Annotated in this window: 13 protein-coding genes and 1 tRNA gene; 9 read left to right on the top strand and 5 right to left on the bottom strand. The window is 45.0% G+C overall.

The features are described 5' to 3' along the window. Positions 1–73: 73 nt before the first annotated feature. From AC1DCV_RS02140 to AC1DCV_RS02130, 3 genes are all read right to left on the bottom strand, one after another. Complete coding sequence (locus tag AC1DCV_RS02140) at positions 74–1,114, bottom strand: FecR family protein (protein WP_477021620.1); 1,041 nt, start codon at positions 1,112–1,114, stop codon at positions 74–76. Positions 1,115–1,204: 90 nt separating this feature from the next. Next, positions 1,205–1,756 (bottom strand): RNA polymerase sigma factor, encoded by a 552-nt coding sequence (locus tag AC1DCV_RS02135; RefSeq protein WP_477021619.1) that lies wholly within the window; start codon positions 1,754–1,756, stop codon positions 1,205–1,207. A gap of 97 nt (positions 1,757–1,853) precedes the next feature. Continuing rightward, positions 1,854–3,392: a hypothetical protein gene (locus tag AC1DCV_RS02130; protein ID WP_477021618.1), complete on the bottom strand. Its 1,539-nt coding sequence runs from the start codon at positions 3,390–3,392 to the stop codon at positions 1,854–1,856. A gap of 234 nt (positions 3,393–3,626) precedes the next feature. Here AC1DCV_RS02130 and AC1DCV_RS02125 point away from each other — a divergent pair. Together AC1DCV_RS02125 and AC1DCV_RS02120 are read left to right on the top strand one after the other, a co-directional pair. Continuing rightward, a tRNA-Gln gene (locus tag AC1DCV_RS02125) sits at positions 3,627–3,697 on the top strand. 260 nt (positions 3,698–3,957) lie between these two features. Next, the gene (locus AC1DCV_RS02120; protein ID WP_477021617.1) at positions 3,958–4,701 is read left to right on the top strand and encodes a hypothetical protein; all 744 of its coding nucleotides are present in this window, start codon (positions 3,958–3,960) and stop codon (positions 4,699–4,701) included. 403 nt (positions 4,702–5,104) lie between these two features. Here AC1DCV_RS02120 and AC1DCV_RS02115 read toward each other — a convergent pair whose 3' ends face one another. Then, on the bottom strand, positions 5,105–5,725 hold the full coding sequence (locus AC1DCV_RS02115) for a hypothetical protein (RefSeq protein ID WP_477021616.1): 621 nt from the start codon (positions 5,723–5,725) through the stop codon (positions 5,105–5,107). 59 nt (positions 5,726–5,784) lie between these two features. Continuing rightward, on the bottom strand, positions 5,785–6,030 hold the full coding sequence (locus AC1DCV_RS02110) for a hypothetical protein (RefSeq protein ID WP_477021615.1): 246 nt from the start codon (positions 6,028–6,030) through the stop codon (positions 5,785–5,787). Between the two features lie 394 nt (positions 6,031–6,424). On the opposite strand from AC1DCV_RS02110, the gene AC1DCV_RS02105 reads away from it, so the two are divergent. From AC1DCV_RS02105 to AC1DCV_RS02075, 7 genes are all read left to right on the top strand, one after another. After that, positions 6,425–10,525, top strand: a complete 4,101-nt coding sequence (locus AC1DCV_RS02105; RefSeq protein ID WP_477021614.1) for a hybrid sensor histidine kinase/response regulator transcription factor — start codon at positions 6,425–6,427, stop codon at positions 10,523–10,525. Between the two features lie 201 nt (positions 10,526–10,726). Then, positions 10,727–13,918 (top strand): SusC/RagA family TonB-linked outer membrane protein, encoded by a 3,192-nt coding sequence (locus AC1DCV_RS02100; protein ID WP_477021613.1) that lies wholly within the window; start codon positions 10,727–10,729, stop codon positions 13,916–13,918. An 18-nt stretch (positions 13,919–13,936) separates the two neighbouring features. Further along, complete coding sequence (locus AC1DCV_RS02095; protein ID WP_477021612.1) at positions 13,937–15,586, top strand: RagB/SusD family nutrient uptake outer membrane protein; 1,650 nt, start codon at positions 13,937–13,939, stop codon at positions 15,584–15,586. A gap of 18 nt (positions 15,587–15,604) precedes the next feature. After that, positions 15,605–16,861: a glycan-binding surface protein gene (locus AC1DCV_RS02090; RefSeq protein ID WP_477021611.1), complete on the top strand. Its 1,257-nt coding sequence runs from the start codon at positions 15,605–15,607 to the stop codon at positions 16,859–16,861. Positions 16,862–16,936: 75 nt separating this feature from the next. After that, positions 16,937–18,670, top strand: a complete 1,734-nt coding sequence (locus AC1DCV_RS02085) for an alpha-L-arabinofuranosidase (RefSeq protein ID WP_477021610.1) — start codon at positions 16,937–16,939, stop codon at positions 18,668–18,670. Positions 18,671–18,679: 9 nt separating this feature from the next. Then, the gene (locus AC1DCV_RS02080; protein ID WP_477021609.1) at positions 18,680–19,084 is read left to right on the top strand and encodes an SMI1/KNR4 family protein; all 405 of its coding nucleotides are present in this window, start codon (positions 18,680–18,682) and stop codon (positions 19,082–19,084) included. 71 nt (positions 19,085–19,155) lie between these two features. Next, positions 19,156–19,635 carry a macro domain-containing protein gene (locus tag AC1DCV_RS02075; protein ID WP_477021608.1) on the top strand — a complete coding sequence of 160 codons (480 nt, stop codon included), beginning with the start codon at positions 19,156–19,158 and terminating at the stop codon, positions 19,633–19,635. Positions 19,636–19,903: the final 268 nt, after the last annotated feature.

Genomic DNA, 19,903 nt, shown 5'->3' with positions numbered 1-19,903 from the left:
ACATTTTCTGACCTTTTTCCGGGGAAGTGTTCCAGCACTTCCCCTTCTTTATTTTTGGCTGATGTACGATTCTTTATTTGCTGATAATAATTTTTCCGTTCTGCATTTTAAAGCTAAAGGGATAAGATAACTGCAAAGCATCCAGTGCTTTGAGTATTGTTTCGCTTTCGAAGGTGCCGGAATAACGGTATTCTTTCACTTCTTCATCTGCAAATACCACCGGGATGCCGTACCACTTCTCCAGCTTCGCTGCAATCACTTCCAGGGGTTCATTTTCGATTTCCAGGCGATTTCTTACCCAGGCAATTTCTTTGGCTTTGTGGTCCACCGGATCTGCATCCAATGGCGCTATGGCAAAAGGTTTGGTTATATCTGTTGTTAATTTCTGATTTGGTTGCAATACAATTTTCTGTTCGGGATGGCTGACCAGCGTAACTTCTACTTTCCCTTTAAATAAAGCGGTTTCAGTTTGGTGATGATGATAGGCACTTACATTAAAAACGGTGCCCAATACTTTAATATCTACGGCAGCAGTATGTACGATAAATGGATGCCGGGCATTTTGTGTTACATCGAAGAAGGCTTCCCCTGTGAGGGTGAGCTGCCTGTTATCCCGGTTAAATCCGGAAGACAACTGTACGGTACTATTCTCCCGTAAAACAATAGAGGAGCCATCTGACAGTACCACCGTTTTCCGGGGTTCTTTACCGGCATTGATCACCACGGCTTCTTCCGGGTGAACCTTATGCTGATAAAAAAGTGCTATGCCTCCGGCTAACAGCAGCATCCCTCCTATCACAGCGGCATACTTTAACACCTGCGGAAAGCGCCTGTGGGCAGTATCCTGCCCGGATTCCTCGCCCAGTGCCTGTTGCAGCAGATCATACCGCGCAATCCCATCTTCCAGATGTTTCAGTTGCTCTAACCGGTTGCCCTGCCTGGCAGACAACAACGCCACAATACTGCGGGCTTCCGCTACTGCTTCCTGCTTTTCAGGATGCTGGCGCAGCCAGTCTTTCCAGAACAACACATCCTTATCATGTTCTTCCAGGCAGTAGCGCTGAAAAGATTCATCACATGCAAAATCGATGACTTCGTACTCCTGGAAATTCATGTAGGTAATGCCTTTGATTATACAGACGGCAGAATGCGTCGTTTTTCCTAAGGATTTTTTAACTTTTTTTTCCGGGAGAAGGAAAGCTGCTTATTTCAGCATTTTCCTGAGTGCCTTGATGGCATCATAAATGGTATTGTAGGCCGTTTTCACGGTTTGGGAAGTTTGGGCGGCTATTTGTTCATAGGTCAGGCCTTCAAAGAATTTCAATCTCACCAGTTCAATCTGCCTGGGGGTTAAAGCTTTCATGGCCAACTGCAGGCGATGTTTCAGTTCTTCATCCTGTTGTACCTGGATAATGATTTCTTCATAAGACAGTTCATTTTCCGCCTCTTTATCCGTTGCCCGGTGAATGGCGGCATGGATCCTGGACTGGTAGGCCAGTTGGTCCAGCAGTTGTCTTTTGAGGGCGGTAAATAAATAAGCAGGTACATTGGTAACAGGGCGCAGGCTTTGGTGCCGGCTCCACAACTGTAAAAACAGCTGTGTGATACAGTCTTTTACCAGTTCATCGCTGCCACATATTTTCAATCCAAATCTCAGCAGATGTGAATAAGTGTTGTTATACAATGCAAACAACGCCTGTTTATCGCCGTTCCTCAGGCGTTCCCAATAAGTGCTATTGTCTTCTTCATAAGACATACAATATCATATACCGGATGCTTTACCGGAATCATTTGTTGACTCCGCGCATCCTCCGGTTAAGATACTGCGAAAAATCTTTATCGCTGCATTTCGTTCATATCCCCAGCATAACCCGCTCTTTCTCCAGCTCCGCCTCTTCATGGTAGGAAGATGGCCTGTCTGTTATTTCTGTGAGCAGCAGCGTATATCCCAGTAACAGCACAATCAATAATACCTGGTAACGCAACACAATAGGCGCTGCCAGCACGCTGAAAGCAAAATTGATAAGGATAAATGTCCAGCATAGCAGCAAGGCGATATTAAACTTCCGGCTGGACCTGCGGATACCTTTCCTGATCAGGTAGCGAATGGTTTCTTCCAGGAACAGTAAATGACAAATAACGATTAACGAAGGAAATAATGCCATGAGCGTGCTTTGCAGGTCGTTGTACCTGCTTTCTGGTTTTTCCGTTTTGCCATCCTTAAAAAAAGCACTCACATTTTTCAGGTCAGAACCCATATAAGGACGATTATAAGCATTCAATACCTCCGGCTCAGGGAGTATATACAGCATGGCATTTTCCCGCAAATAGTAATGAAAGAAATCTGCCGGATACTTTTTGATCATATACGCTCCGTAACTCCTGAACAGTGGCGCCAGCGCAGCCCAGGCGGTATAAGCGTCCTTATCTTTATTAATTGTCCAGTAGTTCCGCAACATAGACTTCTGCGGTCCTATATTATCCCACATAAATACAGATCCTTCAAACACATGTTTCTTTCTTTCACTTCTCCTCAGGCTATCACAATAGGCATACACCAGCTTATGCATGACCGCGAACTGCGGTGGTACATCCGTTGAATCCAGCTTCCGGTACTGTAACATGTACATGGAATTATTCATCAGCTGCCATCCGCTGAAAACTGAAAACTCCCGTATCCCGGCATGTTCATAAGAGCGCTGCCGGATAAACAACACAAAAGATGCTATCAGCACCATAGGCAGCAAAATAGCCGCTACCTTCTGCCACACCTTATACCGGGACAACAATATAGGGATCAGCGCCACAAACGGATAAAACATGGCATTATAACGAATCGTGAAAGCCAGTCCCAGCACCAGACCATGCAGCACCAGTATTAAAGTAGTGGGCTTATGCAGCATCCATAGCAGCAGCGTTATCCAGGTAAGCCCCAGCGACAGGAATACCGCATCAGAGATGAAGTAGTTACTCAGAAAAGGAAATAACGGGTTAATGAGCAGAAAGGCATAGAACCCATACCGGAAGTAGCTATCCGGGTGAAAAATATATACGATACTGAAATAAAAGAAGAAAGCACTTGTTTCCAACAGGGTGAACTGCAACACTGCCAGCGCCGTTTCAGAATGCGATACCTGGTGGAACAGCCACAGGAACCTGGAGTAGCCGATAGGCCATATATTATGATCCAGGTTTTGCAGGGCCGTTTGCATATACGAGCCGGTATCAGAGGTAAAATCCAGGTAGGGGAAAAAATGTTTGAATATAACCATCTTGATAACAGCTGTAGCTACGGCTATAACCAATAGCAGGCGATTACGGCGATCGGCGAAAATAAAGGCACCGAAGCTGTTGGCAGGCGTATTAACGGGCAGGGAGGGTGATAAAAACATAGTTTAACTTTTATATTTGATCCGACCGGCAGGATCTATGGTTTGTGCCTTAATGAGGGTGTTTGATTCAGGGTTGTACTACGCGTACAAGTATAGGAGAAGCGACTGAAACAGCAATTCAGTGAGAGATGAAAGTATGGCAATCAAGGATTTACTGCAATTTTTTGGAAGAAAATGAGGTAAAAATTTGGTATTTATCAGAAAAGTTCTACTTTTGCGGTCCTGATTTACTATTGCCGAATAGTATAACGGTAGTACGACAGACTCTGACTCTGTTTGTCTTGGTTCGAATCCAGGTTCGGCAACAATACTAAAATGCACTCCAGGAGTGCATTTTTTGTTTACCTCCTGCTCACTTTTTGTAGCAAAAAACGAATCAAACTGAAACGCTGGGGAATATCTTTCTTCAATATTCTCTAAACGCCCCTGCCATTCTAAAATACCTCCCGAACTCTCGTTGAATATTAAACAATACGCCATACACTCCCTTTAGCTAATCTTCCATCTGGCCCGAAAACAGGTTCCCCGGATTGTGTTATATTTATAGTAATCAAAATAATCTCCCATGGCAAAACAAATGTCTGTCATTTCTTTTACGGGAAAACTCGGCAATCTCATTGGGTATAAGCGCAATGGCAACTACTTCCTGCGCAGTATGCCTGAAAGCGTGCAGCAAACGGCTGCTACCCGCCGCGCATCCCGGCGCTTTGGCATCGCCAGCAGGAAAGCCGCTTTTATCCGTAAAGCTTTCTACCCGAACCTGGATATCCCCTGTGACGGCGCCCACATCAATCGGCTGAATAAGATGCTCATTGCTGCCGGCGATCATCATGAAGCCATCACAGGCTTCCGCTTCAATCAGCATACCGGAGTAGATCATTTTTTTACGGTGGCTCCCCGGCTTTTCCCTAATGGGATATTAAATATTCCCGCACAAACCATCGTCGGGCATAAAGGCATTGTTGCCCTGGAAGTAAAAGTGATCGCTACGCGTATTGATTTCAAATCACGCCAGGTGGCAGGTAGCGAAACGGTGACGCTAATGATAGATACGGATACCACTTTCCAGGAAACAAATGTTTCGCTGGATGTACCCGGGCAGGGTTCACTGGTAGTCGTTTTCCAGGTAAGAGCGATGTACAAAGATGGCCCATCGGGCAACAGCCAATATATGGCCGCCGATATTATTGCGGTGGCAGCACCACAAGTACCCAAATATGCTCATAAACGTACTTATCCAAAGCAGACGAAATTGCTTCCCAAACTTGCCTGGCCACACATATCTACATCTGTCATTCAACTGGAATAAAGCGATCTTGCCCCCGGAGATATTTTGATGAATAAACTCTTTATACCCGCTTCCTTTCAATAGTATATTTCTTTCCGCAGCTACAGCCTGATACTGAAGCAGCGCTGCTATGGCCAGTGCTCATCTCCATCCGTCTTCTGATTCAATTTCATCGGGGTTATACATCCGGAACTCACCCCCGCATCAAGTCCACCTCTCCTTCACTGCTTCTATAGGTGTATAGCGGGTGTCAAGCATAGATTCGACAGAGCCTACATAATGACAATACATGTTTGTGGGTAATTCATTTTTAGCACGTTGTCGTTACTCGATTATTTGTTTTCTTTGTAGAAATTGCCCCCATTTCAACCTATCTATACCATGAAAAATATAATCCTCGTTTTAAAAATCATTGCTTCAATATCTAAGGCCATTTCAGGCGTTTTCTGGGCACGAAGAATCCCTTTATACAATTTGGATTCCTAATACAAATTTGAACATGAGTTCTATCGTTAAATCCAGCGCCATCATATACGGGACCACCTTCAATAAAAACGCCCCTTACTGTGTCAAAAACAGGTTGCTCTGTTTGATCTGTGATGCTATGAACGTTTGTTATAACAGCACAATCCAGTGTTCTAACTACTTTATCTGTTGAGTAATTATCACCAGTTGAGTTTTTGTTGACCGGAAGCGATGTACCTTCACTTAAAGTAGAACTTTTCAGGCTCTCATATGAAAGTTGAATCAGATCGATGAATCGTTTATCTGATAAGTCCAGGCAATTACCAAGACTGAATACCGCACCAAGTACCGCCGGTTTTTCAATTTTCACTTTAGGAGGTGGATTTTTTGCATAGTGTATAGCACGCTCATAGTTGTTCTGCCAAAAATACATTCCTTCTCCTAACCAGTCCCATTTATTCTTACTTGATTTGAGCATAGTCTGATGCAGCACAATACGATCTCTTATGTCTTCATCACAACCGTGAAAACCAATAATTAAACCGGGATCAGAAGAATATAATAACTCTGATGTAGCCATTAAGCAGGAGGATTTACTTACGATAAGTTTTGGTGTTTATTAATAAATAACGGGAGGGGTTATTTAACAGTACCTTTTGGGGCAACCATTTTCTTAGCACCCATTCTTTTTGCAACGAGCTGCTTCTTGGGTGCAAATTTCTTAACTGATGATTTTGATATTACATTTTCATCCATATCAGTAATTAGAATATGTCTAATACCCAAATCATCAATCAACTTTGTGGCTTCCTGCGGGGAGTGAGCGACACGAATTCTTTGATCGATTAAGGCTTTACGGATTATATGATAAGATGTATTGGTCATGTGTAATGTACAAATGTAACGAAAATTGATCTATACCAAAATTACGCCTTATATGCATTTCCTGGTGCATCATATTGATCTAATTTTATCGTTACTGAAATTGCGATTATCATTCGCAGGCTTTTAATAACATATTTTTTTACATGTTGCCATTATAATAGCAGGAAAAATAGTGTAAGCTATCATTTGGCAAAAAAGAGCAGCCGGAAATCTTCTCCATTTCCGCCTCCTCGCTCCTGATAAGTAGAAAAATCAAATCAGGGGAACATTTGAGTATGCCTTAGGTTTTCCCGGTTACATGATGCCAACCGGCTTTTTTGCTTAAGTGTCTCATATACACTTGTATATTATCAGCCTAATATGTTTATATTTATGCTATCGCCTCCGACACGTTATGCTAAAAAGAACTATACTGATCTCACTGTTAATGTCGTTGCTGTTGTATGCCAATGCCCAGGAGTTTTCTTCTCTGAATGTAAACAACGGCCTTTCCAACAACCAGGTCAACTGCATCTTCAAAGATAGCCGCGGATTTATGTGGTTTGGTACCATGAGTGGCCTTAACCGGTACGATGGCTTCACCTGCAGAATATTCCGGCATAATGCGGCCGACCCGACTTCTATTGCTGATGATTATGTATACGCGATTACAGCCGCTCCGGGTAACATGCTGTATATCCGCACCCGCAATGGAGATGTGCTGTATGATCCTGTAAAAGAACAGTTTTCAGATGCCGCCGCCTGGCTGAAAAGCAAAGGGCTTCCGGTAACAGGTATTACCTGCACCCAGCAAGCCGACAGCTCCTTCTGGATAGGCTACCAGGATGGCAACATATATCGTATCAATGAAAAAAAGAAGGGGGCTGTTACCCGAATCCTCCATCATGCCGGCATAGCGGTAGCCGATATTACGAAAACAGCCGCCAACCGTCTCGGGGTGCTTTACCTGGATGGTGAATTAGATATGCTGAATATCAACACCAGCCAGCTGCTGACACACTCAGACGCCATTACCCATTTCGTGGATAACAAACCGATATCATTCCGGTTGTTTACAGATGCACAGCAGGATATGTGGGTATACATGCCCGGCAGTGATTTCGGTGTCGTATATATCAATAGCAAAAATGGCGCGGTACGGCGGTTATCATCAAAAAACAGCGCTTTAAATAATGATATCGTCAACAGCATTGTCCAGGATGAAAAAGGACAGATCTGGATTGGAACAGACCATGGCGGCATCAATGTGCTGGACAAAGAAAACTTTACGATTTATTACCTGCAGAAAAGAGAAGAAGATGTAAAAAGCGTGGCAGAAAACGCCATTTACGCTTTATACAAGGATGATAGGGGCATTATCTGGTGCGGCACCTATAAAAGAGGGGTTAGCTACTATGCCGAAAACATGATGAAATTTGACCTCTATGTGCATAAATATGCAGATGCACATAGCCTGAGTTATAATGATGTAAACTGTTTTGCGGAAGACCGGAACGGCAACATATGGATAGGTTCTAATGGCGCCGGATTAATTTATTTCGACCGGCACGCTAACACCTTTACACGAATGACACATCAACCCCTCAACAACAATAGCATTAGCAATTATGTAATCTTAAGTCTTTATGTGGACGATGATAACAGCCTGTGGATCGGATATTATTTCGGGGGCCTCGACAACTATCGTAATGGTACCTTCACACATTATCGTACCGATACCACCAGCAAGAGCCTGAGCAATAAAACCGTCTGGAAGATTTTCAAAGACAAACAACAAAACTTCTGGATAGGCACACTGGGCGGCGGTCTCGACAGATTTGACCGCTCTACCGGTACCTTCTACCATAACAATGTAAACATACCCAACTCCGTACATTCCAACTATATTACCGATCTGACAGAAGATACAAAAGGAAATCTCTGGATATCAACCGCCTACGGTATCGATGTACTGGACAAAGCAAAAGGAGTGTATATACACTACCTCCGCGAGACTCATCAACTGAGCAACGACAACGCCAGCTCCCTGCTCTGCGACAGCCGCGGCATCATGTGGGTAGGCACCCGCGACGGACTGAATGCCTATAACCCGGAGAAACAGCAGTTCATCAATTTCCGCATGCAGGATGGTTTACCCGATAATAATATTATTTCCCTGCTGGAAGATAATGATCATCATCTCTGGGCAAGTACCTCCAATGGATTAAGTAAAATAATAGTACAATCCGATCCAAAAGGTACGATTAGCATCAGCTGTCATAATTATGATGAAAAAGATGGCCTGCAGGGAAATGCATTTAATATAAACGCTGCGCTCAAGCTAAAATCCGGCGAATTATTATTTGGCGGAGCAGATGGCTTCAACATCCTGGATCCGGCTAAAGTAAAACAGATCAGACAAGAACCTCCTATCGTATTTACCAGTCTGCAACTGTTTAATCGTACCATTGCTGTAAATGAAAAACGGAACAACCATGTGATATTACCGGCTGCCATGCCGGAAATACGTGAAATTGTGCTGCGCCACAATGAAAATGATTTCTCCATTGATTTTGCAGCACTGGATTTTACCAACACTGATAAAAACAGGTATACCTATACTTATAAACTGGAAGGTTTTAATAAAGAATGGCAAACTACCGATGGGAAGTCGCGGCGTATCACTTATACCAACATCAACCCTGGCAACTATACGCTGTTACTGAAAGCGGTAAACGATGACAACACCCAACCCTGGAAAGGCATATCACTGCGCATCCGCATATTACCTCCTTTCTGGGCAACCCCGCTGGCCTATGTATGCTATGTACTGCTCATTGCTGCCATCCTGTTGTTGCTGAGAAAGATTGTATTACAACGTGCACAACGCCGCTTTGCATTACAGCAGGAACGGAGAGAAGCCCGGCAGCTGCATGAACTGGACATGCTGAAGATCAAACTTTTCACGAACCTCAGTCATGAATTCAGAACACCGGTATCCCTGATACTGGCGCCATTGGAAGAAGTGATCTCCCATGAAGATGATCATAACTTCCGCCATAAATTATACCTGATACGCCGTAATGCCAAAAGGCTGCTCTACCTGGCCAACCAGCTGATGGATTTCCGGAAGATGGAAATGCAGGAGCTGAAGTTAAATCCGGCTGCCGGCGACATCATTGGCTTTATCAGGGAGGTAGTATATTCTTTTACAGACCTGGCAGAGCGCAAACAGGTAGAGTTCTTTTTTCATGCAGACAATGAAACATTGTATACCAGCTTTGACCATGATAAAATAGAACGGATTCTTTATAACCTGCTCTCCAATGCTTTCAAGTTTACGCTGGCAGGAGGCGCCGTTAAAGTATTCACCAGCTTCAGCACCACAGGTGACCAGGCCCTGCTGGAAATTAAAGTGGCAGATACCGGTATAGGCATCCCCCCGGAGAGGCATGAAAAAATTTTCGAACAGTTTTTCCATAGCGATTCTCCCGGAGGATTTGTCAACCAGGGCAGTGGTATCGGGCTGGCCATTACCAAAGAATTTGTAAAACTCTGCAAGGGCACCATCGTGGTAAACAGTGAAGTGAATAAAGGCACCTGCTTTACCTTGCACCTGCCATTTGAAATGCTGCCGGTGGCAACACAACCAGAAGTGGAAGCAATGGCCGAAATAACAGAAACGGGCCCGTTGGATATATATGAACAGCCGCAGGAATCGGTACTTCCTGAAGTACCTTCCATATCAAAGAAAGAGGAAAAGCAAACCATCCTGCTGGTAGAAGATAATGACGACTTCCGTTTTTATCTGAAAGAAAACATGAAGGCGTATTACCATATTATAGAAGCACCAGACGGATTGACCGGCTGGCAAAAAACGCTATCCGCTCACCCCGACCTGGTGGTGAGTGATGTAAACATGCCGGTGATGAATGGCATCGCCTTATGCACAAAAATCAAAAGCGATAACCGTACCCGGCAGATCCCTGTCATATTATTAACAGCTATGACGGGCGAAGAAGAACAACTCCACGGTCTGGAAAAAGGCGCCGATGACTATATCGTAAAGCCTGTGAGGTTTGAGATTATGCTGTCGAGGGTGCGTAACCTGCTGACACGCAGGGCGCCAGCCAAACAAATGATGATGCTACCCCCTCCTGCTGTTACCGGTGCCGTATTATCTGCTGATGAAAAGTTCATGCAGAAAGCGCTGGAAATTGTGGAAAAGAATCTTTCTAACCCAGGCTTCTCTGTGGAAGAACTCAGCAGAGAACTATTTATGAACAGGGTATCTGTTTACCGCCGCATTTATGCCATCACCGGACAGCCACCTATAGAATTTATCCGGGGTGTACGTTTACAACGCGCCGCTTATTTGCTTACCCAAACAGAAATGAATATAACAGAGGTGGCTTATGAAGTAGGATTTAATAACCCGAAGTACTTTACAAAATATTTTAAAATGACGTACGGCATGCTCCCTTCTGCCTATGCCACAACAATGAAAAAAGAATAACTGCAACAAAATACCCCCCTGAAAGATACATTTGATACCCCCTGCATGCAACAAAATATCCTGAATTATACACATCCCACTACCCTGTGTTCGTGGTAATAGAAATAACTTTATTTCCATTACCACGAATGAATAAGTCTATGAAGTAGCAAACCAAAATCGACACTCGTTTCTTTTTTAAAATTTTTAATTTCTCCACGTATGAAAAGAGCCAGTATTACTGGAAGGCCATTCCTATGGGTATGGCTAACGATCACTTACTGTGCCTTTGCCATTACAGCAAAAGCACAAAATCCACCTCCATCAGGAAAAAAAGTTAGCGGCACAGTAACCGCTCATGAATCAGGACAACCTGTTCCCGGCGCATCCGTCATCTTTAAAGGCAGCAACACCGGGGTAGCCACAGACCAATATGGCAAGTTTAGCATCGCTGCTGCCCCTGGTCAGGTATTAGTCTTTACCTCTATTGGCTTTACCGCCAAAGAGATAAAAGTAGGCGATGCCTCCACGTTGAATGTGGTGCTGAATGAAACCCGGAGTGCCCTGCAGGATGTAGTGGTGGTGGGTTATGGTACTATGAAGAAAACAGATCAGAGCAGCGCGCAGGTATCCATTTCTTCCGCAGACATCAACAAAACAATCAACACCACCCTGGATCAGGCTTTACAGGGCCGCGCAGCGGGTGTATACGTTACACAAAACTCGGGACAACCCGGAGGTGGCATCTCTGTCAATATCCGCGGTGTTAATACCATTGGTAACACCAATGAACCCTTGTATGTTATTGACGGAGTGCAGATACAGCCTGCCAACGTTTCCTATGGCGCTACCAGCTCCGTTAATCCGCTCGCGGGTATTAACCCTTCAGATATAGAGTCCATGGAAGTATTACAGGGTCCATCCGCTACAGCTGTTTACGGTTCCCGTGCAACTAACGGTGTAATACTGGTCACCACCAAAAGGGGTCAGCAAGGGCTGAAAGTGGGATACAACTATCTCTATACTGCCCAGGAAAAGCCAGACCCCATCAAAACCATGAGCCTGCAGCAATTTGCCATCATGAACAACGAAATTGCTACACTGCTGAACCGCACGCCCACCGCAGAATTCAAAAACCCTTCGGTGCTTGGCGCCGGCACCAACTGGCAGGAGGCACTCTTCAAAGTATCGCCGCTGCAAAAACACCAGATCACCGTCAGCAATGGTACCAAAACGACCAATTACTATATGGCAGGTGAATATTTCAGTCAGCAGGGTGTGGCTACCGGATCTGCATTCAACAGATATTCCTTCCGCCTGAACCTGGACAACAAAGCTTTTGACTGGCTTAAATTAAGTACCTCTCTCAACTTCTACCAGACAAAAGAAAAGCTGGCTTCTACCAGTGAAGATGTGATCCGTAATGCGATCAACCTGGCGCCCAATATCCCGGTAAAAAATGCGGATGGCACCTGGGGCGGCGCTACAGAAAATGAATATGGCAGCAATGCAAAGTTTGCGCCGCTGAATCCTTTGGCAATCGCAAGTCTTATTAGCAACGACTACAAGAGAACAGGTGGTTTGGGCGGCCTCAGTGCAGAAATCAATATTCTCCCGGGCCTTACTTTCCGTACCAGCTTTAACGGCAACTTTGAATATGCAGATGGCGCCAAATTTACACCCACCTATCAGCTGGGATATAATTCAAATGAAAATGCCAGCATGAGTATCAGTACCAACAAAAACTTCTACTGGAACCTGAATGAACTGGTGCAATACAATAAAACAATTAAGAAACATAGCTTCAGTGTGATGGCGAGCCATGAAGCGCAGGCCTGGAACTACCAGAGCTATAGCGCTACCCGTATCGGTTTTGCCAGCAACGAGATCCCCTCCATTAACCTGGGTAATGCACAGGGACAAACCACCGGTAGTGGTAAAGGTTCCGGCGCGCTGGAATCATACCTCGGACGTATTAATTATGTGTATAACGACAAATACATTCTCCAACTGGCGGGTCGTGCAGATGCCTCTTCCATCTTCGGTGTTAATAACCAGTGGGCATACTTCCCTTCTATATCTGCCGCCTGGCGTATTACCAGTGAGCCGTTTATGAAAAATGTTCCCTTCATCAATGACCTGAAGATACGCGCGGAATATGGCACTACCGGCAGCACCGGTAGCGGCGGACAATACTCCAGTCTGGGTGCAGTTACCACCCCCTGGGGAAATGGATATAAATCCAACGTATACGGTAACGCTGATATCAAATGGGAATCTACTACCACAAAAAATATTGGATTTAATCTCAGCATACTGGATAACAGGATACAACTGGAAGCTGACTACTATATCAAAAAAACAAACAACCTGCTGCTGCTAAATCCGCTGCCAGCCTATATGGGAACACAGGGAGAAGGTGCTATTACTCCTCCTACGGTGAACATCGGCACCTTGCAGAACAAAGGTTTCGGCATCACATTGAATACCGTAAACATAAAGAGCAGCAGTGGTTTTGTATGGAGAACCAACTTCAACGTATCCTCTTTCAAAACAAAAATCACCGAATTCTATTCCGATGCAGCGGTGATTACCCGCTCTGCATGGTATATGAATAACTTCAGTGCACGTGCTACTGTAGGCCAGGCGCCCTGGCTGTTTTACGGCTACGTAGCAGATGGATTGTTCACCTCTGTAGATGAAATTAACAAAAGTGCGGTCCCTGCAAAAGCCGATGGCAGCAGGCTGGATGTTGCCAAAGATGGCGGTGTATGGGTAGGTGATATAAAATATAAAGACCTGAACGGGGATGGTATCATCGACTCCCGTGATCAGACCAATATCGGCAACCCATGGCCCAAGCTCACTTTCGGTATGTCCAACACCTTTTCCTATAAAGGATTTGATCTTAACATCCTGATTACCGGCACACAAGGCAACGACATCTACAACTACCTGCGCTATGAAAATCTGAATCCCAACAATATCAACCTGGGACGCAACCTGCTGGTGGAAGCATTTGATTATGCACGTGTAACCGGCGATGGCACAAAAGCTTCCCTCCAGAATCCTGGTACCACCGTACCAAGAATTACCGGTACGGATGTAAACGGCAATGGCAACCGCTTCACCAACCTCTTTGTAGAAGATGGCTCCTATATCAGGATCAAAAATATTCAGCTGGGATACACCCTGCCTGCTTCTCTCATCAAACAACAACCGGTGATCAAAGCGGTGCGGTTATCCATCGGCGTACAGAACCTGGCCACCTTTACCAAATACAAAGGCTATGACCCGGAAGTAGGTGCTTCTCTTGGCAAAGAAGTGCAGCTAAACAGCCAGTTCTATGGCGTGGATGCCGGCCGCTATCCTCTAACCAGGATGTATTCCGCCAGCGTAGGTGTTGATTTTTAATGCAGTAAAAAAATTACAATGAACAATCATTTTTATAAAAGATACCTGACCGCTTTCACATTATTGGTTATCCTGGGCAGCTGCAGTAAGAGCTTCTTAAACAGACCTCCGGAAGATGCCATTGTGGATGTTAATTTCTACCAGACCTCCGACCAGGTAATGGCTGGCACCGCACCGTTGTATGGCATCGTATGGTTTGCATATAACGATAAAGCTGCCAATGGCCTCGGTGATGGAAGAGCCGGTGTACTCATGTCTGGCTCTTACCAGGTGGATAACATCCGGATGCAGACCACAGACATTACACCCGAAGTATACAGTTCCTGGACGGCTTTCTTCAACGTGGTAGCGCAGTCCAATATGGCGATTAATAACATCACCAAATACACGGCAGCATCAGTACCTGCCAATGTGAAAAATGCCGCCATTGCAGAAGGACGTTTCATGCGCGGACTGGCCTATTCCTACCTGGTACAAAACTGGGGGCCGGTACCGGTAATCGAGGATAACTATAAGCTGGTAACAGATACCTCCGTTACCCGCAATACAGTGGAAACGGTATGGGGATTTATTATCCGGGAGATGCGTTTTGCTGCCGCCAATTTACCTGCTACACCTATTCAGAAAGGCCGTCTCACTAAATGGTCCGCAGAAGGCATGCTCGCAAAAATATACCTCACCCGCGCGGGCCTAGGCAGCTCTATGACACGCAAACAGGCTGATCTCGATAGCGCCAAATGGTTTGCCAACGATGTTATTGTCAACAGTGGCGCTTCGTTGCTGAACAATTATGAAGACTTATTCCTCACAAAAAATAACAATAATTCCGAAAGCCTGTTTTCCCTGCAATGGAAATATGACGGCGACTGGGGTACACAAAACAGTGTGCAGGCATTTCTCGCCTTCGGCTCTGAAATCACCGGCTTTGCCGATGGCTGGGGAGCTGATCTCGGCGCTTCGCTGGACCAGTTAAGGTTATATTCTCCCAATGACAAAAGACGTAAAGGTACCTTTATGTTCCCCGGCGACCACTATTCCTACATCCATCAGTCAGTAGATGACCCTAATAATCCCGGTAAAAAGATCATACAGGAATTACAGGTACCATGGAATTTTAACGGCACCGACAGGTACAATACACGCGCCTGGGTCAAAAAATATGTAGTAGGCAGACCAGAAGATAATGATGGCAAAGTAACCCAACAGCATACGGAAATTAATACCTATATGCTGCGACTGGCAGATGTATACCTGATGTATGCAGAAGCTATACTGGGCAATGCAGCCAGCACTTCAGACGGAGAAGCACTGAAGTATTTCAACGCGGTCCGCAAACGCGCCGGGCTGGCTGATAAGGTCAGCATCACCTGGGATGATATTTATAAAGAAAGAAGACTGGAACTGGCAATGGAAGGTCAGGCATGGTACGATATCTTACGCCTGCATTATTACAATCCGCAAAAAGCCATTGCCTTGCTGAATGCCCAGGATAAAGGTACCTACCGGATTATACCTAATACGGCCACCAATGCCACCAGTTGGACCATTACCTCCGACACACCCGCTTTCTACCCTGTTACGGAAAGCAACTTCCTGTTACCTTATCCCGCAGCTGAATTATCAGCAGCACCCAATCTCAGGAAACCACCGGTGCCTTATTCCTATTAATCTTCAAAAAGTACACGTATGACTAACTATCATCTTAACTCATATAAAAAACACGGCGGACTAATTACAGGAATGCTGGCAGTAATATTATGCCTGCTCGTTTCCTGTTCTAAAAACAATGAGCTGTCCGGTCCCCCGGTGATCACCAAAGTAACGCTGCTGGATTCCGCCCTGCAGGATAGTGCCTTTACCAAAGCATTACCAGGCACCCTCATCCTGATCACCGGTCAAAACCTGGGTGGTGTAGTCAGTATCACTTTCAACGGCATGAGTGCATACGCTAATCCTACCTATAATACCAATACACACATCATTCTCAGTATTCCGGGCAATGCCCCCACTGAGGCCACTGATCCGAAAGTGCCTAGCCAGATAAAAGTTACCACTACGCATGGTGAAGTTGCTTACTCTTTTGTATTAGATATACCACCACCGGCTATCACATCTATCTCCAATGAAAATGCGCTGGCTGGTGATTCACTGATCATATATGGCTCCAGCCTGTTCCTGATAGATAAGATCACACTACCGGGGGGCAGAGAAATTACTTCGTTTGTAACGAATGCCAGCGGCACAAGAGTGGGGCTTATCATGCCCAACCTCGGCACCGATACCGGCCGACTGGTGATACAAGCCAAATACGGCAAGGCGATGTCTGACGGACCACTGAATGATCATGCCAGCGGTGATGTTATCAGCAATTTAACCAACGATGGAGAAACCGGTGAAACACCTGTATTCAACTGGGCCTGGTGGGGAGCTAACAGAACCAGCGATGCCACTCTTTTTCCCGGCACCAGGGGCGCATACCTCCAGAATATCTTCGGAGGTGTAGGCGCTAATGACGGCGGATGGTGGAATGGCAATCGCTCCGGTAACTTCAATGATGTAGCTATGTTTTCCACAGATGTACTGACAAAAGAAGCATCGCAGTACGCGCTGAAATTTGAAATCAATACCAAAGAACCTTGGACCGCAGGCATCAACGTGCTTCGCTTCAATGATAAGTATTGCTTCCGCTATCAGCCCTGGTTAACGGCTACCAACAAATCGTTCGATACCAATAACAAATGGCAGACCGTTACTGTTAAACTATCAGACTTTAAGCTCACTGCCGATGGTATTGAAGGCACCGGCGCCAACGCTGCCGTTATGGGCGACCTGCTGAAACCCGATGCAAAAGTAACATTCGGCTACCGTATCATTACTGAAGCTGCAGGCGTAGAGGTATACAATACAGCTTATGATAATTTCAGAATCGTTAAAATAAAATAATTCTTAAGTAGGTCAATTCAACCGGGCGTCCATCATGTGATGCCCGGTATTTCAACGACCGAACAATCTGATCAGATGAAAAAAGCAAATGATATGGTATGGATATGCCTGTTGCTCTTCGCCCTAGGCGCATGTGGTAAAAAGTCTTCCACCCCAACAGGCGAGGGCAATAAACCCGACACCACTGTTACGGTAGTCACGCCACCAGACCCCGCCACGGCCGCCACAGAAGGCTTTTTTAAAAATGGATGGACCGCAAAAACGTTTACTGCTCCCCCATTTAACGAAACGGCTGCTCCTGCGGATGTGAATACTACCGTTACTGTAGATGCCTCTACGATTATTACGAAAATTTCGCCTGCACTGTTTGGCAACAACAGTAATTTATATATGACGCAGATGGTGACAGAACCAACGTTAATGGGACACATCACCAAATTGCATCCCGGCATTATCCGTTTTCCCGGAGGCAATCTGAGTAGCATCTATTTCTGGAATGGTACCCCGGGTAATCCGCCAACAGACGCTCCTGTCAATATTCCCGACATGAATGGCACAATGGCGAATGCAGGCTATTGGTATGGCCGCAATAACGATGGCTGGACACTGTCGCTGGACAACTACTACCGGATGCTGCAACAAACCAACAACGAAGGCATCATCACGCTGAACTATGGATACGCCCGGTATGGCAACAGCAACAATCCCGTAGCTGCTGCGGCACATCTTGCTGCCGATTGGGTACGTTACGATAATGGCCGCACCAAATATTGGGAAATAGGCAACGAAAGCAACGGTACCTGGCAGGCCGGCTATCGTATTGATGTATCGCAAAACAAAGACGGACAACCACTCCTGATCACAGGCGACCTGTATGGTCGCCACGCAAAAGTATTTATCGACTCCCTGCGCAAAGCTGCTACAGAAATTGGCAAAACCATTTACATCGGCGTACAGCTCCTTGAACAGGAACCAGCGTCATGGGCTACGGCTACCGACAAAAGCTGGAACAGTGGCGTATTACAGCAGGCGGGTAACGCAGCCGACTTCTATATTGTACACAGCTATTATACTCCCTTCAATACCAACTCCACGCCTTTGGAAATACTCGCCACCGCCAGCACGGTCACTAAAATAATTTACAATCATGTAAACACTTCCGTACAGGCAGCCGGTGTAACACAAAAACCTGTTGCACTAACGGAATGGAATATTTTCGCTACCGGATCCAAACAAATGGTATCACAGGTAGCCGGCATACATGCAGTGCTGGTGCTGGAAGAACTGATGAAAAATAAATTCGGGATGGCCAGTCGCTGGGATCTTGCCAATGCCTGGGATAATGGAAATGATCACGGCCTTTTTAGCGATGGCGCCGCTGCTTCCGGCGAACAACGCTGGGAACCAAGACCTGCATTTTATTACCTGTATTTCCTTCAGAAGACATTGGGCGACAGAGCCATCAATGCTACGTCTACGGATACCAGTGTCATATCTTATGCGTCTACCTTCAGTTCCGGAGAAATATCTGCCGTACTGGTGAATAAAGGCAATCTTCAAAAGAAGGTACAGTTGAAATTTAAAAACTTCAATGCAGGCAGCAGATACTACTGGTACACCCTCTCCGGCGGTGAAGGCGTTAGCGGATTTGGTCGCAAGGTATTGGTAAACGACAACGGGCCTGCCGGTACCGCTGGTGGTCCTCAAAATTATGATGCCGTAAAAGCCAATGCGGCTGGTACTCAGGGAGGTATTAAAGTAGCTTTACCTCCTATGTCGGTAGTATATGTTGTGATTGATAAAAAATAACCATCGTTTATGAAAAGTTGGACAGAGAGCATTATTCAACAATGGAAAATAGAAAGCATTAAACTGAACAAAGGAGCATTGATAGAAATGATTATGGAGACAGAAAATGCTTTAGGCTTTAGATTTCCCGGAGATTTTATGGAGTTGTATCTACAAGTGGATGGATTTGCTGATATGGCGGTACGTGGCAGCATGTACTCCATATGGCCTATTCACAGGATATTGGCATCCTACAGGAAAAATGGAAACAAGAATTTCATTGGCTTCTCTGACGCTACGATAAACGGTTATACAATCGGCTTCCTGAAAAACAAAACCGGCATATTCAGAGATACAGATCAGCAACATCCCATAGCATTGTCGTTTAAAGAAGGGATACTGCTGATTAATAAAGATTCTCAATTGTTATACTGATATTATTCAACGTCACTATTTATCCCAACCTGAATTTTTCGATTATATTGCCATCGAAAATAAGATTTGTTATGCCCATTCAATATTTAACCGGAGATGCTACCGCACCTGTTGGTGATGGAAAAAAAATTATCGCACATGTATGCAATGATATCGGCGCATGGGGAAAAGGTTTTGTATTACCTGTTTCAAAAAAATGGCCTTCTGCTAAAAAACAATACTTAGCCTCCTTTGAAGCAGATCCCAGACCAGTATTAGGAGATATTCAAATTGTTGCCGTAGAGGAGAACCTATGGGTTATAAATATGATCGGGCAACATAAAATTACGACCCGTCACACTACAGATGTGCTGCCTCCTGTACGTTATGAAGCCATCCAAACCGCTTTACATAAAGTAGCTGCCTTTGCGGGAAAAGAGCAGGCAACCGTACATATGCCCAGGATTGGGTGCGGCCTCGCGGGCGGCACCTGGGATAAAATAGAACCGTTGATCCTCGAAGCTTTTAAAGGCAGGGGAACGCAGGTTTATGTGTATGATTTACCAGTGTGAAGGTAGCTATCAATGCCACGACGAGAATAACTGCTGGTTCATTACCATTTGGAATTTATTGGTTTATGCAGTGAATAGCCAACTTATTCACAGCATGCATTTGTATTATTCTAAAAGCAGGTATATAATATACAATAAATAAACTATATATTATAGTATCATTAATTTTCAATATTACATCTGAGCATATTTAACAAAACCCAATATAGCAAACATTTTAATTCAAAAATACTATCTTTGATAGTATCATATGATACTATCATTATTA

Source organism: Chitinophaga sp. 10T418, assembly GCF_056394125.1.
Note: the sequence above shows the minus strand (reverse complement) of the source record. Positions and strands in the feature narration are given on the sequence as shown.